Source organism: Kutzneria kofuensis (assembly GCF_014203355.1).
Lineage (GTDB): Bacteria > Actinomycetota > Actinomycetes > Mycobacteriales > Pseudonocardiaceae > Kutzneria > Kutzneria kofuensis.
Genome location: NZ_JACHIR010000001.1, coordinates 6,323,588 through 6,338,343 on the forward strand (window position 1 = coordinate 6,323,588; position 14,756 = coordinate 6,338,343).

Sequence of the window (14,756 nt, forward strand, 5' to 3'; positions counted from 1 at the left end):
CCGTGCGGGCCATCGCGGTGGTCGGGCCGACCGCCGCCGGCAAGTCCGATCTCGGCGTGGAGCTGGCCCGGCGGTTCGGCGGCGAGGTGATCAACGCCGACGCCATGCAGCTGTACCGGGGCATGGACATCGGGACCGCCAAGCTGTCCGTCGCCGAGCGGCGGGGCGTGCCGCACCACATGCTGGACGTGCTCGACGTGACCGAGACGGCGTCCGTCGCCGCGTACCAGCGGCAGACGCGGGAGTTGATGGAGCGGCTCATCGCCGACGGGGTGACGCCCGTGCTCGTCGGCGGCTCCGGGCTGTACGTGCAGGCCGTGCTCGACGAGCTGGAGTTCCCCGGCACCGACCCGGCCGTCCGCTCCCGCCTCGAAGCCGAGCTGGCGGCACTAGGTCCGGTAGCGCTGCACTCCCGTCTAGCAACGCTGGATCCCGTAGCGGCGGCAGCGATCCTGTCGTCGAACGGCAGGCGAGTGGTGCGCGCCCTGGAAGTCATCGAGCTCACCGGCCGGCCGTTCTCCGCGACCATGCCCAAGCGCGGCGAGGCCCGGTACGGGACCGTGCAGATCGGCATCGACCGTGACGTGGCCGAGTTGGACGCCCGCGTCGACCTGCGCGTGCAGGTCATGTTCGATGCCGGTCTCGTCGACGAGGTTCGCGCCCTTGAGGCCGTCGGCCTCCGTGACGGCAAAACCGCCTCCCGGGCCCTCGGCTACCAGCAGGTGCTCGCCCACCTCGACGGCTCCTGCGACGTCGACACGGCCGCCGAGGAGACCGCCCGCGCCACCCGTCGCTTCGTGCGGAGGCAGCGCTCGTGGTTCCGGCGTGACCAGCGCATCACCTGGTTCGACGGCGCCCGGCCCGACCTGGCCGATGCCGTCGGCGCGATACTCTGAACGGGTGGGTATCGAGTTCGTCAAGGGACATGGCACCGAGAACGACTTCGTCGTGCTGCCCGATCCCGACGGCACGCTGGAGCTGACCGAGAGCCGCGTTCAGGCGCTGTGCGACCGCCGCCGCGGGCTCGGCGCCGACGGCGTGCTCCGCGTCGTGCCCAACAAGGTCTTCCTCGGCGCCGGCGACGGTTGGTTCATGGACTACCGCAACGCCGACGGCTCCATCGCCGAGATGTGCGGCAACGGCGTTCGGGTTTTCGCCGCCTATCTCGTCGACGCCGGCCTCGCTTCCCCCGGTGAGTTCGTCATCGGCACCCGTGCCGGCGACCGTCCCGTTGTCGTTCACCCCGACGGCTCCGTCACCGTGCAGATGGGCCCCGCCCGCATCACCGGCGATTCGGTGGCCACCCTCGGCGGCGTCTCCTTCCCCGGCGTCGCCGTCGACGTCGGCAATCCGCACCTGGTCTGCGTCACCGACGTCCCCGTCGCTTCGTTGGATCTTTCGGTGGCCCCCGGCCGCGACCAGTCGTTCTTCCCGCACGGCGTCAACGTCGAGTTCGTCAACCGCCTCGCTCCTGGGGCTTTGGCGATGCGTGTCCACGAGCGTGGCGTCGGCGAGACCCGCTCCTGCGGCACCGGCACCGTCGCCGCCGTCGCCGCACATCTCCACCTCTCCGGCCTCGCCACCGGCTCGGCCACGGTCGCCATCCCCGGTGGCCAGGTCACCGTCACCATCGGCGACGGCGAAAGCACCCTCACCGGCCCGGCCGTCCTGGTCGCCCGCGGCGAACTCGGCGACGCCTGGTGGTCCTCGCACTGACCAGTTTCTGACGGGCGCGTGCGGCTCCTGCACCGGCCCGACGACGGCGACGGGGCCCGCCGGGACTCGATGTCCCGGCAGACCCCGTCGTTGTCGGTGACCACTGGTGTTCGACCGGCGAGTTGCCCGGTCGTCATCCGGTCAGCGGTCGGTGGGCACGTCAGATGAGCGGGTCCGGGCCGGGCAGGCCCGGGGTCCGGTTCTGGACCTGGAAGTCGACCGCGTTGTTGCCGGTGTTGGTGACCCGCACGAGCGCGAGCGGCTGGTTGGTGGTCAGCGGCGGAGCCGGGGCTCCCTGCACGAAGGGCGAGTTCGAGATGGTGGCCGCCGAGTCGATCACGGTGTTGGACGGGGCCAGCAGGCCGACGCCCACCAGGTCGGGCAGGGTGGTGTTGCTGTAGAACTGGTTGGGGGGCGGGCCGGTCCAGCCCCGCACGTTGGCGATCAGGTAGACCTCGTTCGGTTGCAGAATCGTGCCCTGCGGGATCGTCACCAGGGGGATGATCGAGAACGAGTTGGGCGCGGCCGCGACCGTGAAGTTGCTCAGGTCCTGCACCGCCTGGCTGGTGTTCTTGAGCTGGATGTACTGGTCGGCCTGGCCGCCGGGGCCGCGGGTGGCGAACTGGTCGATCACGACGGTGAAGGACGGTTGCGCCTTCGGTGTCTCCTGCGGGGCTGCGGACGCGGACGCGGCCCCGGTGACCAGCGAGAGGGCCGCGATGCCCGCCGTGATGAAGGCCGTGAGAGAACGCCTCATCGGTGTTGCCTCCTTCTCGGAATGGTGGTGAAGCGCCTCGTTGTGCCGGGAAAGGTGTGAGCAATCCGGTTGTGGCGACGATCGCCGCCGCGAATGACCCTCCCGAACGATGCGCTTCTGCCGTAGAGCCTTCGGTCGGTTTTCTTTCTGCGCTTCAGTGGCGTGGTTGCGCGCGAAACCCGGTACACCCTGTCGCAAAGCCTGCCGATGGGAAGACGCTCGGCAAAGAGGCCAACTATTTGGCCCCGGCGAACGTGGTGTGTCGCCTCGTGGCCGTATTCGGGCGTGCCGATGTCGAATATGATCGGCTCGTGAAAACCGCCGATATCACTTCAGGGACGCCCACGGGAGTCGGCGGAGCGGAGTCGAGGCTTCGAGAGCCGGCGACGACGAGCCACGTGCGGGTTCCGCTGTGTGCTAGGGCAGCGGAACCCGCACGGGCGCCCGCGCAGGTCAGACGGCCTGCGAGGTCGGGAGGTCGCGCATGGTGCGCAACGGGGAGGCGAGCACCCACAGCACGGCGAGGGCCTCGCCGATGACGCCGACCCAGAGGGCGCCGCGAGGCGTGAGCCAGGTGGCCAGGCCGCCGCCGATGAGGCCGCCGATGGGCATGGTGCCCCAGACGAGGAACCGCACGGAGGCGTTCATCCGGCCGAGCAGGTGGTCCGGGCAGATGGCCTGCCGGTAGCTGACCTGGGCCACGTTGTAGATGACGGCCGCGGCACTGAAGGCGAGGTTGGCCACGGCGAACAGCGACAGCGCCCAGCCGGGCTCCGCCAGCGGCATGAGCAGCACGAACGGGCACAGGACGACCAGGCTGAGCCAGATGGTGCGGGCCTGCCCGAACGTCCGGGTCCACCAGGTGGCGGTGAGGCTGCCGATGACGCCGCCGACGCCGCCTGCGGTCATGAGCAGGCCGGCGATGCCGGTGTCGACCCCGAGCTGGCGGATGAGGAACAGCAGCATGGCGGCGCCGGAGATGCTGTTGAACAGGTTGGACGTCCCGGTGCAGAAGGTGATGGCACGCAGCGTCGGCTGGTGCAGCACGAACCGGAGTCCCTCGGCGATCTCGGACCGCATGCCCCGCCGCTCGGTCCGTACGGGCGACGGCTCGACGGCGCGGATCCGCAGCAGGAAAAGGGCCGAGGAGAGGAAGCCGAAAGCAGTGGCGAGCACGGAGGTGGCGGCGCCGATGGCCTGCACGAGCACGCCGGCGAGGGCGGGACCGGAGACGAAGGCGGCGGACTGGCTGGCCTGGAGCTTGGCGTTGCCCTCGACGATGTGTTCGCGTCCGACCAGCGACGGCAGGTAGGACTGGTACGCGACGTCGAAGAAGACGGTGAGCAGCCCGACCAGCAGCGCGACGACGATCAGCTGGGCGATGGTCAGCACGTGCAGCCACCAGGCGACGGGAATGGTCGCCAACAGAACGAATCGGCCGAGGTCGGCGCGCAGCATGAGGGGTCTTCGCCGCAACCGGTCGACCCAGACGCCGGCGGGCAGGCCGACCAGCAGGAAGGCGGCGGTCTCGGCGGCCGACAGGGCGCCGACCTCGAAGGGCGTGGCGGCGAGCTGGGTGACGGCGAGCGCGGGGAGGGCGAACTGGCCGATGGCGGCGCCGAACTGGCTGAGGGTGTCGCCGGCCCACAACTGGCGGAAGTCACGGTGCTGCCGCAGGGACATGCGCGACAGCCTCACCCAAGTGATTGGAAACTGTCAATCAGTTATTCTGGGCGGGTGCCCCTCGCCGTCAAGAAGCGTGCTGCGACCAGGGCCGAGGCGGCGGCGCTCGCCTCGGACGTGCGCCTGCGCATCATCCGACTCACCCAGGGCCGGGCGATGACCAACAAGGAACTCGCGGCGGCGCTGGGCAAGGACCCGGCGACGACCCTGCACCACGTGCGCAAACTCGTGGACACGGGCTTCCTGGTCGAGCAGCCGCCCCGCCGCGGCACCCGCGGCTCACGGGAGAAGCCGTACCTGGGCACACAGCTGTCGATCACCCTCAGCTTCGACGAGAACGAGGAGCGGGCGGCGGTCAGCGAAGCCGCGCTGGGTGCCTTTCTGGGCGAGGTCGCCGATCTCGGCGTCGGCGCGGCCGACCTGACCCGGGTGGTGTTCCAGCTGCCGGCCGAGCAGACCGAGGAGCTGCTCAACCGGCTGCACGCGGTGCTCGCCGACTACGTCGACCTGCCCTACGACCCGTCCGCGGAGCGCCTGGCGATCTTCCTCGCCAGCTACCGCAGCGCCTGATCGGGTAACGGAGTGGACAGCACGTGGGACACTAGATGTCAAGATGACGGAAACCTACGCATTCGATCCTGACGACGCGGCCGACGACGAGCTGCTGTCGACAGGCGAACTGGAACTCGCCGACCGCGCGGCGCTGCGCCGCATTGTGGGGCTGTCCACCGAACTCGAGGACATCACCGAGGTCGAGTACCGACGGCTCCGGCTGGAGCGGGTCGTGCTCGTCGGGGTGTGGACCGAGGGCAGCGCCGCAGACTCCGAGGCCTCACTGGCCGAACTGGCCCGACTCGCCGAGACGGCGGGCTCACAGGTGCTCGAGGGACTGATACAGCGGCGCGACCGCCCCGACCCGGCCACCTACGTCGGCTCGGGCAAGGTGCGCGAGGTGCGGGACGTGGTCGTCGCCACCGGTGCCGACACGGTCATCTGCGACGGTGAGCTCTCGTCCGGCCAGCTGCGCAACCTGGAGGACCGGCTCAAGGTCAAGGTGGTCGACCGGACCGCCCTGATCCTGGACATCTTCGCCCAGCACGCCCAGTCCAAGGAGGGCAAGGCGCAGGTGGAGCTGGCCCAGCTGCAGTACCTGCTGCCGCGCCTGCGTGGTTGGGGTTCGGCGATGTCCCGGCAGGCCGGCGGCCGCGCCGGCGGCGCGACCGGCGGTGTGGGTCTGCGCGGTCCCGGTGAGACCAAGCTCGAGACCGACCGCCGCCGCATCCACAAGCGCGTCGCCAAGCTCCGCAAGGAGATCGCGGCGATGAGCGTGGTGCGGGAGACCAAGCGCGGCCGGCGGGTGGCCAACGACGTGCCCAACGTGGCGATCGTCGGCTACACCAACGCCGGCAAGTCCAGCCTGCTCAACGCCATCACGCAGGCCGGCGTGCTGGTGGAGGACGCCCTGTTCGCCACCCTGGACCCGACCACCCGGCGGTCGCAGACCCCGGACGGGCTGCCCTACACCCTGACCGACACGGTCGGCTTCGTCCGGCACCTGCCGCACCAGATCGTCGAGGCGTTCCGCTCCACCCTGGAGGAGGCCGCCGACGCCGACCTGCTGCTGCACGTGGTCGACGGCTCCGACCCGCGGCCGGAGTGGCAGGTCAGCGCCGTGCGCGAGGTGCTCGGCGAGATCGGCGGCAAGCTCAACCGGTCGATGCCGGCCGAGTTGGTGGTGGTCAACAAGACCGACGCCGCCGACGAGGTCGCGCTGGCCCGGCTGCGCAACCTGCTGCCGGGGGCGATGTTCGTCTCGGCCCGCACCGGTGACGGCATCGCCGCGCTGCGGGAGGAGGTCGCCGGCCGGCTGCCCGCGCCCAACCTGCTCGTCGAGGTCATGGTGCCGTACACCAGGGGCGAGCTGGTGGCCCGCGTGCACTCGGAGGGCGAGGTGCTCGCCGAGGACCACACCCCGGAGGGCACGGCGCTCAAGGCTCGGGTCCGTGGTGACCTCGCGGGCGCACTCGAGGCGTTCGCGGTGAACGGGACGCCCGCCTGAGTTCCAACGGTGTGCCCCGGCGGTTACTGTAGGGGGGACGAGGTTCATGCGGTGAGGAGGAACGGCTATGGGCTTGGGCGAGTTCGGCCCCTGGCACATCGCGATCGTGGCACTGGTGTTCGTGCTGCTCTTCGGCGCGAGGAAGCTGCCTGACGCGGCTCGCGGCATCGGACAGTCGCTGCGCATCTTCAAGGCCGAGATGAAGGCGGGCATCGACGGCGAGCCGAAGCCGGCCGAGACCCCCGCACCGCAGGCGCCGGCGGCGTCGGCCGAGCTGCCGCAGGCCGCTCCGGCCCCGGCCGTCCAGCCGACCGCGACCACCCCCGTTCAGCAGTCCAGCACCAGCTGACGGACCGGAACGACAAGGGACCCTTCCCGGTTCTTCGGGAGGGGTCCCTTTTGTCGTGTGAGCCACCGGTGCACGTGACCCTGGGGTCGCTCGGCCGCGCCGGTGCCAGGGAAGGCACCGGTCACGAGCGGCCGAGCCCCGCGCGGCACGCGCGGCAAAGACGCGGCACGCGCGGCAAAGACACAGTCAGAGGCGGCGGAGCACCGCGACCACCTTGCCCAGGATCTCGGCCTCGTCGCCGAGAATGGGCTGGTAGGCCTCGTTGTGCGGCATCAGCCACACGTGGTCGTCACGCCGCTTGAACGTCTTCACGGTGGCCTCGCCGTCGATCATCGCGGCCACCACGTCGCCGTTCTCCGCGGTCGGCTGCTGGCGCACGGCCACCCAGTCGCCGTCGGTGATGGCGGCGTCGACCATCGAGTCGCCGACCACCTTGAGCAGGAACAGCGAGCCCTCGCCGACGATCTCCTTCGGCAGCGGGAACACGTCCTCGAAGGACTGCTCGGCCAGGATCGGCCCGCCGGCGGCGATCCGGCCGACCAGCGGCACGTACACGGGCTGCGTCGCGGGAGCGGGCGTGGCCACGGCCGCCTCGCCGCCGAGCATGCCGACGGCGCGCGGCCGGTTGGCGTCGCGGTGCAGGTAGCCCTTGCGCTGCAGCATCTTCAGCTGGTGCGACACCGACGAGGTCGAGGTCAGGCCGACCGCGTCGCCGATCTCGCGGATGCTCGGCGGGTAGCCGCGGCGCTCGACCGACTCCTGGATCACGCGCAGCACCTTGCGCTGACGCGGGGTCAGCCGCGGGTCCTGGGACGGCGAGTCCTCCGCCTCGTCGAACACCTCGACCTCGGCCACGGGTCCCCCTACGTCGCCCTCGGCGCCCTTGCGTGCCATCACGCTGCCCTCCTCCTCGACGCCGACCTCCCTGGCGGCGCCCCATGCCCAGTGATCTTCAGGGTCCAACGGTAGCCCGCCGCGCCGATTCGATCAAACACCTGTTCGAAGGACACGCCGTCGAACTCTCGACCCGGCGGGCTCGGTGTGGTACATCTTCGCACGGACGTTCGATAGAACGCCTGTTCGATCATGGGAGGCGTCATGGCGACCCAGGAGCTGCTGATCAGGCCCGGCACCCGTCGCACCCGGGTGCTGCGCACCGGCGCGGGCGACTTCCGCCGCCCTCCCGGCCGCCCCCGCCCGGTCACCGCTCCCGGCGTCGCCGCCGCGGCCGCCTGCGGCCCGAAGCGGATGTCCGGCGGCCTGCAGCTGGTCCTGGTCGGCGTGCTGACCTTCGTGGCCTGTCTCGGCCTCGCCGCCGTGAACGGCTTGTCCTCGACCGGTTCGCAGCCCGTGCCGACGGGCGTCGCCACCGTGCAGGCGCAGGCCGGCGAGACCCTGCCCGAACTGGCCCACCGCGTCGCCCCGAACAGCCCCGTGGACGAGGTCGTCGACCGCATCGTCACGCTCAACAACCTCGGCGACCGCACGCTGCACGCCGGCCAGCCGCTGCAGGTCCCCGCCTAGCACATCACCCGATCGTTGTTTCACCCGAGTGCCCGAGTGACATTCGGCGCAAGATCTCTCTCACGACGCGGTCACACGGCGTGTCGCGGTTTGCGCAGCGGCCCCCGTAGGCATACCTTCTACCCCTACATCTAGTGGGTCGCAGCGCTGACGCTGTCCACAGATTGTGGGTAACCGCCCCCAACCTGTGGATGACTTCAGCCGTTGCAGGTCGGGGAGGAGTTGGCGCCGTGCGATGCCCGTTCTGTCGGCACCCGGACTCCCGGGTGGTCGACTCCCGGGAGGTCGAGGAGGGCCAGGCGATCCGCCGCCGCCGCTCCTGCTCCCAGTGCAGCCGCCGGTTCACCACCGTCGAGGAGGCGGTGCTGGCCGTGGTCAAGCGGTCGGGGGTCACCGAGCCGTTCAGCCGGGACAAGGTCGTCACCGGTGTCCGCCGGGCGTGCCAGGGCCGGCCCGTGGACGAGGACGCCCTGCAACAGCTCGCGCAGCGGGTCGAGGAGTCGATCCGCTCCACCGGCTGCGCCGAGATCCCCAGTCACGAGGTCGGGCTGGCCATTCTCGGCCCGCTGCGTGACCTGGACGGGGTCGCCTACCTGCGCTTCGCCAGCGTCTACCGCTCGTTCTCCTCGGTCGAGGACTTCGAGAAGGAGATCGCCGAGCTCAAGCGCGCCGAAGAAGTTGCCTCTGGGCAGATTTCCCCTGGTCAGGAGCCAGCGACCGAGTAGATGAACAGACGCAGGTTTCGCCGTCCCGTGCTCGGGACGGCCATGTTGACGCGCACGAAAACGGAACGAGAGGGAACGGTCATGACGAAGGCCGTCGGCAAGACAGGGCTGAACGTGCAGCGGGTCTACACGACCGAGGGCGTGCATCCCTACGACGAGGTGACCTGGGAGCACCGCGACGTCGTCATGACGAACTGGCGCGACGGCTCGGTCAACTTCGAGCAGCGCGGCGTCGAGTTCCCCGACTTCTGGTCGGTCAACGCGACGAACATCGTCACCAGCAAGTACTTCCGCGGCGCAGTGGGCACCGACGTGCGCGAGCGCAGCCTGCGCCAGCTCATCGACCGGGTCGTGCACCGCTACGTGAAGGCCGGCGTCGAGCATGGCTACTTCGCCGACGACAAGGCCGCCGAGATCTTCGAGCACGAGCTCACCTGGATGCTGCTGCACCAGGTGTTCAGCTTCAACTCGCCGGTCTGGTTCAACGTCGGCACCGCGTCGCCGCAGCAGGTCAGCGCCTGCTTCATCCTGGCCGTCGACGACACCATGGAGTCGATCCTCAACTGGTACCGGGAGGAGGGGCTGATCTTCAAGGGCGGCTCGGGCGCCGGCCTGAACCTGTCCCGCATCCGGTCCTCCAAGGAGCTGCTGTCCTCCGGCGGCACCGCCTCCGGCCCGGTGTCGTTCATGCGCGGCGCCGACGCCTCCGCCGGCACCATCAAGTCCGGCGGCGCCACCCGCCGGGCGGCCAAGATGGTCGTGCTCGACGTCGACCACCCCGACGTCGAGGAGTTCATCGAGACCAAGATGCGCGAGGAGGACAAGGTCCGCGCGCTGCGCGACGCCGGGTTCGACATGGACCTGGGCGGCAAGGACATCGTGTCCGTGCAGTACCAGAACGCCAACAACTCGGTGCGCGTCTCCGACGAGTTCATGCACGCCGTCGAGGCCGGCGGCCAGTTCGGGCTGCGCGCCCGGCAGACCGGCGAGGTCATCGAGCACGTCGACGCCAAGTCGCTGTTCGGCAAGCTGTCGCAGGCCGCGTGGGCGTGCGCCGACCCCGGCATCCAGTACGACGGCACCATCAACGACTGGCACACCTGCCCCGAGTCGGGCCGGATCACCGCCTCCAACCCGTGCAGCGAGTACATGCACCTGGACAACTCCAGCTGCAACCTGGCGTCGCTGAACCTGATGAAGTTCCTGCGCGAGGACGGCACCTTCGACGCGCCGCTGTTCGCCAAGGCCGTCGAGCTGGTCATCACCGCGATGGACATCTCCATCTGCTTCGCGGACTTCCCGACCGACCCGATCGCCGACACCACGCGCAAGTTCCGCCAGCTGGGCATCGGCTACGCCAACCTGGGCGCGCTGCTGATGGCCACCGGCCACGCGTACGACTCCGACGGCGGCCGGGCGCTGGCCGCGGCCATCACCTCGCTGATGACCGGCACCGCCTACCGGCGCTCCGCCGAGCTCGCCGGCGTCGTCGGCGCGTACGACGGGTACAAGCAGAACGCCGAGGCGCACCAGCGGGTGATGCGCAAGCACGCCGCCGCCAACGACCTGATCCGCACGTACCACTCGAACGACGCCTCCGTGCAGAAGCTGGCCACCGCCGAGTGGCAGCGGGGCCTCGAGGTCGGCGCCCGCAACGGCTGGCGCAACGCGCAGGCCAGCGTGCTCGCGCCCACCGGCACCATCGGCCTGATGATGGACTGCGACACCACCGGCATCGAGCCCGACCTGGCGCTGGTCAAGTTCAAGAAGCTGGTCGGCGGCGGCTCCATGCAGATCGTCAACCAGACCGTGCCGCGTGCCCTGAAGGCCCTGGGCTACCAGCAGGAGCAGATCGAGGCCATCGTCGAGTTCATCTCCGAGCACGGCCACGTCATCGACGCCCCCGGCCTGCGGCCCGAGCACTACGAGGTGTTCGACTGCGCCATGGGCGAGCGGTCCATCGCGCCCATGGGGCACGTGCGGATGATGGCCGCCGTGCAGCCGTTCATCTCCGGCGCCATCTCCAAGACCGTCAACATGCCCGAGTCGGCGACCGTCGAGGACGTGCAGGAGATCTACTTCCAGGGCTGGAAGCTGGGTCTGAAGGCGCTGGCCATCTACCGCGACAACTGCAAGGTCGGGCAGCCGCTGTCCGCCGGCAAAGGCGGTTCCTCCACTGCCGAGGCCAAGACCTCGGAGACCGTCATCGAGTACCGCCCCGTGCGCAAGCGCCTGCCCAAGAAGCGCCCGTCGCAGACCGTGTCGTTCACTGTCGGCGGCGCCGAGGGCTACCTGCACGCCGGCTCCTACCCCGACGACGGCCTCGGCGAGATCTTCATCAAGCTCGGCAAGCAGGGCTCCACCCTCGCCGGTGTCATGGACGCCTTCTCCATGTCCATCTCCGTCGGCCTGCAGTACGGCATTCCGCTGGAGTTCTACGTCTCCAAGTTCCAGAACCAGCGGTTCGAGCCCAACGGCATGACCGACGACCCCGACGTGCGGATCGCCACCAGCGTCGTCGACTACCTGTTCCGTCGGCTGGCGCTGGACTACCTGCCGTACGAGAAGCGGGCCGAGCTCGGCATCTTCACCGCCGAGGAGCGCACCGCCCAGGTCAGCGCCGACTACGGCCAGGTCGACCTGGAGGCCCTGCAGGTCGGCGTCGAGGCCCCGACCACCAAGGTCGAGCCGGCGTCCAAGCCCGTCGGTGAGGCCCACAGCTCCACCGAGCTGGTCGAGCTCACCCTCGGCAAGGCCGCCGACGCCCCGCTGTGCATGACCTGCGGCACCAAGATGCGCCCCGCCGGCTCGTGCTACGTCTGCGAGGGCTGCGGCAGCACCTCCGGCTGCAGCTGAGCACAGGATTTGCTGCACCTGATACACGACATTGAGCACTGCCCCAGTAGCGGTGCTTTCCGGTCAGGGAGCCAGCAGGAGCTGGCTCCCTGACCGGAACCACGAGCTACCGCCACGCCGTTGTGGCGTGACGGGGATGTTCCTACTGAGATGGGAGGAGGTGAAAGAGACGTGGCGAAGAACACTGGAGACGGCTACCGCAAGGGGGCTGTCAAGGGGCGTTCGCAAGTGCAGACACCCAATGGCGACTGGATGAAGCGTGACACCGGCACCGGCCAGTTCATGGACGGTAGCGACAAGCCGTTCAAGGGTGTCCGCAAGGAGCACTAACTGATGGTGAGATAGGCGGCCCGGGACGGGGATGTAAACGGCATCCCCGTCCCGGGCTCTTGCACTCTAGAGGCATCAGCGCATGCCTGCTGTGCGGCAATGTCGACCAATCGTGTGATTGGCCCCACGCCTGCCAGTCGCTGTGGGACTCACTGATGTCATGCACCGATGTGGCGTGGGTAAGGTTTCCCGCCGGCACCGTCGTCAGCAGTGCTGCATCCAGAGGTTGTTCTTCAGGTAGACGCCTTCGTCTCTCGGTCGCGGTCGATCACTGCCAGGTCCAGACCGCCGGAGGACGACGCAGCGGCCGGTCTGTGGGAACGTCATGCTGGTCGACTTTCCCTACTACGCAACGTTTCCCGCGACGACCATCGATCGAGGCGCCAGGGCGAGGATGGTCATGCCGCGGCGTTGATAGGTGCGGATCCATGGGGCCAGGTGCAGGCTGTCCGCGTGCGAGGTCCAGGTCATGAAGCCAGTCATGGACGTCAAGGGATGACTGGCTTCGGTCGTCGGACGGGTCGGCACGATCGCCTTGTCCAGTCCGTCTTGTGCGGTCCATGACGCCTGGTGAGGCGGATAACCGGTTGTCCGAGATGTGAGAATCGGAGTCTGAGCGACGGGGGGCAACTGGTGGGGCGTACGGTCACGTTGGCGTTGGTGGATCCGGACGGCAGGCCGCTGGGGACGACGCGGCCGTACGAGGTGGAACCCCAGTGGTGGCAGGAAGTCGCGCCGGTGGTCGCGGGGGCCCGGGCCGAGTTCGGCATCGAGGTGACGGTGCTGAGGTTGGCGGCGGCGGAAAACGCCGCGCCGCACGGGGGGAGCGGTCACCTACCTGGCGGAGTACGACGGGCCGCCGCTCGAACTGGGGCCGCTGGACGACAGGTGGCTTGAGCCGCACCCGTTGCGGATGACGTGGGCGGAGCCCGGCGGCCCGAAGGCGTCGCTGCGGTGGGCGGGGACGAAAACCGGCGTGCAGCAAAGAACCTGGAACCTGTCGTCGGTGTGGCGGCTGGACGGGGCGTGGCTGAAGGAAGTGCCGCCGTTCCTCCGCCAAGAGCCGATTGTGCTGGAGTGGCTGGGAAAGCGGGTACCGGATCTGGTGCCGGGGCTGCTCCGGGCGGAGGGAGGGCGGATGCTGCTCGCCGACGTGCCCGGGACCGATCGCTACGAGGCGCAGCCGGCCGAAGTCGTTGGCATGGTTGAGGATCTGTTCACGATCCAGGAGATGGCCGCCGACCACGTTGACGAGCTGCTGGCGCTCGGGGTGCCGGACTGGCGGGCGAAGCCGTTCATCGAGCGGGTTTCGGCGGCTGCGGAAGCGTATGCCGATCAGTTGACGTCGGAGGAACGGGACAAGCTGGGGAAGCTGGTGGCGGGCCTGCCGGAGCGGTTCGCGGCGCTCGCCGACTGCGGCATCCCGGACAGCCTGGTGCACGGCGACTTCCACCCCGGCAACGTCCGATCCGACGGCGTCCGGCGGGTGATCCTCGACTGGACCGACAGCGTCATCGGGCATCCGGCGCTGGACGTACGGAACGCGCCGGAGCTGAGGCGGCGCTGGAGTTCGTTGTGGCGCAACCGGATTCCCGGCTGCGAGCCGGAGCGGGCGCTCGAACTCGAGCGCCCGCTCGGCGCGCTGCGCGGCGCCGCCGTCTACGACGCGTTCCTCGCCGGCATCGAGCCGTCCGAGCGGCCGTACCACGCCACCGACCCGGTCAACTGCCTGCGTTCGGCGGTCGGCTGATCAGGCGGCGACGGGACCGTTGTCGGCGGGCACGGTCTCGGCGGCCGGCGGCGGCCCGGGCGGCGTGCCGTCCCCGAACGGCCGGCCACCGAGTTCCTCCCGCCCGTGCGGGGTGAGCCAGTTCCGCAGGTCGGGGCCGACGGGCACGATGCCGGTGGGGTTGATGTCGCGGTGCACCTCGTAGTAGTGCTGCTTGATCTGCACGAAGTCGATGGTGTCGCCGAAACCGGGCGTCTGGAACAGGTCCCGGGCGTAGGCCCACAGCACCGGCATCTCGTTGAGCTTGCTGCGGTTGCACTTGAAGTGCCCGTGGTACACGGCGTCGAACCGGGCCAGCGTGGTGAACAGCCGCACGTCGGCCTCGGTGATGGTGTCGCCGACGAGGTAGCGCTGCCCGGCGAGCCGGTCGCTGAGCCAGTCGAGCCGGTCGAACAGCCGCCGGTACGCCTTCTCGTACGAGTCCTGGTCGCTGGCGAACCCGGCCCGGTACACGCCGTTGTTGACGTCCCGGAAGACGACGTCGTTGACCTCGTCGATCTCGGCCCGCAGGTGCTCGGGATACAGCGCGGGCGCGCCCTCGCGGTGGTGGGCGGTCCACTCCAGCGACAGGTCGATGGTCATCTGCGCGAAGTCGTTGGTGACGACCTCGCCGGTGGCGATCTCCACGATGGCCGGCACGGTGATGCCGAGCTCGTAGCCGGGGACCCGCTTGAAGTACGCCTCCTGCAGCCGTTCGATGCCCAGCACCGGGTCCTTGCCGCCCGGGTCGAGGTCGAACGTCCAGCTGCGCTCGTCGTGCACCGGCCCGCAGACGCCCATGGACAGCACGTCCTCCAGGCCGAGCAGCCGCCGCACGATGATCATCCGGTTGGCCCACGGACAGGCCCGGGCGACCACGAGTCGGTAGCGGCCCGGTTCGACGGGGTAGCCGTCCCGGCCGTCGGCGGTGATCCGGGTGGTGATGTACCGCGAATCGCGGCTGTACTCCGACATGACTCCAGTATCGG

15 protein-coding genes are annotated in these 14,756 nt (G+C 69.7%); 10 read left to right on the forward strand and 5 right to left on the reverse strand.

Translation table 11 applies throughout. From position 1 onward, the window contains the following. Nucleotides 1-2 precede the first annotated feature (2 nt). Entirely contained in the window at nucleotides 3-896 is an 894-nt protein-coding gene (gene miaA / locus BJ998_RS29260) for a tRNA (adenosine(37)-N6)-dimethylallyltransferase MiaA (RefSeq protein WP_184869021.1), read from the forward strand. Next, entirely contained in the window at nucleotides 874-1,716 is an 843-nt protein-coding gene (dapF, locus tag BJ998_RS29265; protein WP_184866570.1) for a diaminopimelate epimerase, read from the forward strand. The genes miaA and dapF overlap by 23 nt, the downstream gene beginning before the upstream one ends. Nucleotides 1,717-1,876: 160 nt before the next feature. Here dapF and BJ998_RS29270 read toward each other — a convergent pair whose 3' ends face one another. Together BJ998_RS29270 and BJ998_RS29275 are read right to left on the reverse strand one after the other, a co-directional pair. Beyond that, nucleotides 1,877-2,473, reverse strand: a complete 597-nt coding sequence (locus BJ998_RS29270; RefSeq protein ID WP_184866571.1) for a lamin tail domain-containing protein — start codon at nucleotides 2,471-2,473, stop codon at nucleotides 1,877-1,879. 453 nt (nucleotides 2,474-2,926) lie between these two features. Further along, nucleotides 2,927-4,156: an MFS transporter gene (locus BJ998_RS29275; RefSeq protein ID WP_312890388.1), complete on the reverse strand. Its 1,230-nt coding sequence runs from the start codon at nucleotides 4,154-4,156 to the stop codon at nucleotides 2,927-2,929. Between the two features lie 54 nt (nucleotides 4,157-4,210). Here BJ998_RS29275 and BJ998_RS29280 point away from each other — a divergent pair, with 54 nt between their 5' ends. From BJ998_RS29280 to tatA, 3 genes are all read left to right on the forward strand, one after another. After that, nucleotides 4,211-4,726 carry an ArsR/SmtB family transcription factor gene (locus BJ998_RS29280; protein ID WP_184866572.1) on the forward strand — a complete coding sequence of 172 codons (516 nt, stop codon included), beginning with the start codon at nucleotides 4,211-4,213 and terminating at the stop codon, nucleotides 4,724-4,726. Between the two features lie 43 nt (nucleotides 4,727-4,769). Beyond that, nucleotides 4,770-6,215, forward strand: a complete 1,446-nt coding sequence (gene hflX / locus BJ998_RS29285; protein ID WP_184866573.1) for a GTPase HflX — start codon at nucleotides 4,770-4,772, stop codon at nucleotides 6,213-6,215. 67 nt (nucleotides 6,216-6,282) lie between these two features. Further along, complete coding sequence (tatA, locus tag BJ998_RS29290) at nucleotides 6,283-6,564, forward strand: Sec-independent protein translocase subunit TatA (protein ID WP_221338162.1); 282 nt, start codon at nucleotides 6,283-6,285, stop codon at nucleotides 6,562-6,564. Between the two features lie 186 nt (nucleotides 6,565-6,750). On the opposite strand, the gene lexA is transcribed toward tatA, so the two are convergent. Then, nucleotides 6,751-7,458 carry a transcriptional repressor LexA gene (lexA, locus tag BJ998_RS29295; protein ID WP_184869024.1) on the reverse strand — a complete coding sequence of 236 codons (708 nt, stop codon included), beginning with the start codon at nucleotides 7,456-7,458 and terminating at the stop codon, nucleotides 6,751-6,753. Nucleotides 7,459-7,662: 204 nt separating this feature from the next. Between lexA and BJ998_RS29300 the strand changes: the two genes are divergently transcribed. The 4 genes from BJ998_RS29300 to BJ998_RS29315 all read left to right on the forward strand — a co-directional run bounded on the left by BJ998_RS29300 (nucleotide 7,663) and on the right by BJ998_RS29315 (nucleotide 11,999). Continuing rightward, on the forward strand, nucleotides 7,663-8,088 hold the full coding sequence (locus BJ998_RS29300; protein ID WP_184866574.1) for a LysM peptidoglycan-binding domain-containing protein: 426 nt from the start codon (nucleotides 7,663-7,665) through the stop codon (nucleotides 8,086-8,088). Between the two features lie 230 nt (nucleotides 8,089-8,318). After that, nucleotides 8,319-8,813, forward strand: coding sequence for a transcriptional regulator NrdR (nrdR, locus tag BJ998_RS29305; RefSeq protein ID WP_184866575.1), 495 nt, complete (start codon nucleotides 8,319-8,321; stop codon nucleotides 8,811-8,813). A gap of 42 nt (nucleotides 8,814-8,855) precedes the next feature. Continuing rightward, nucleotides 8,856-11,669 carry a vitamin B12-dependent ribonucleotide reductase gene (locus BJ998_RS29310; protein ID WP_184866576.1) on the forward strand — a complete coding sequence of 938 codons (2,814 nt, stop codon included), beginning with the start codon at nucleotides 8,856-8,858 and terminating at the stop codon, nucleotides 11,667-11,669. Between the two features lie 171 nt (nucleotides 11,670-11,840). Continuing rightward, entirely contained in the window at nucleotides 11,841-11,999 is a 159-nt protein-coding gene (locus BJ998_RS29315) for a hypothetical protein (RefSeq protein ID WP_184866577.1), read from the forward strand. A gap of 345 nt (nucleotides 12,000-12,344) precedes the next feature. Here BJ998_RS29315 and BJ998_RS29320 read toward each other — a convergent pair whose 3' ends face one another. Beyond that, entirely contained in the window at nucleotides 12,345-12,482 is a 138-nt protein-coding gene (locus BJ998_RS29320; protein WP_184866578.1) for a hypothetical protein, read from the reverse strand. A gap of 430 nt (nucleotides 12,483-12,912) precedes the next feature. Between BJ998_RS29320 and BJ998_RS29325 the strand changes: the two genes are divergently transcribed. After that, entirely contained in the window at nucleotides 12,913-13,749 is an 837-nt protein-coding gene (locus BJ998_RS29325; RefSeq protein WP_221338164.1) for an aminoglycoside phosphotransferase family protein, read from the forward strand. Here the strand turns inward: BJ998_RS29325 and BJ998_RS29330 are convergent, their stop codons facing one another. Continuing rightward, the gene (locus BJ998_RS29330) at nucleotides 13,750-14,742 is read right to left on the reverse strand and encodes a glutathione S-transferase family protein (protein ID WP_184866579.1); all 993 of its coding nucleotides are present in this window, start codon (nucleotides 14,740-14,742) and stop codon (nucleotides 13,750-13,752) included. It abuts the gene before it with no gap. Between the last annotated feature and the right edge of the window lie 14 nt (nucleotides 14,743-14,756).

Coding starts and splice junctions, on each gene's coding strand:
- hflX (WP_184866573.1), top strand. CDS start 4,770: ATGACGGAAACCTACGCATTCGATCCTGACGACGCGGCCGACGACGAG.
- BJ998_RS29325 (WP_221338164.1), top strand. CDS start 12,913: ATGACGTGGGCGGAGCCCGGCGGCCCGAAGGCGTCGCTGCGGTGGGCG.
- BJ998_RS29320 (WP_184866578.1), bottom strand. CDS start 12,482: ATGACTGGCTTCATGACCTGGACCTCGCACGCGGACAGCCTGCACCTG.
- lexA (WP_184869024.1), bottom strand. CDS start 7,458: ATGGCACGCAAGGGCGCCGAGGGCGACGTAGGGGGACCCGTGGCCGAG.
- BJ998_RS29330 (WP_184866579.1), bottom strand. CDS start 14,742: ATGTCGGAGTACAGCCGCGATTCGCGGTACATCACCACCCGGATCACC.
- tatA (WP_221338162.1), top strand. CDS start 6,283: ATGGGCTTGGGCGAGTTCGGCCCCTGGCACATCGCGATCGTGGCACTG.
- BJ998_RS29275 (WP_312890388.1), bottom strand. CDS start 4,156: ATGTCCCTGCGGCAGCACCGTGACTTCCGCCAGTTGTGGGCCGGCGAC.
- BJ998_RS29300 (WP_184866574.1), top strand. CDS start 7,663: ATGGCGACCCAGGAGCTGCTGATCAGGCCCGGCACCCGTCGCACCCGG.
- BJ998_RS29270 (WP_184866571.1), bottom strand. CDS start 2,473: ATGAGGCGTTCTCTCACGGCCTTCATCACGGCGGGCATCGCGGCCCTC.
- dapF (WP_184866570.1), top strand. CDS start 874: ATGCCGTCGGCGCGATACTCTGAACGGGTGGGTATCGAGTTCGTCAAG.
- BJ998_RS29310 (WP_184866576.1), top strand. CDS start 8,856: ATGTTGACGCGCACGAAAACGGAACGAGAGGGAACGGTCATGACGAAG.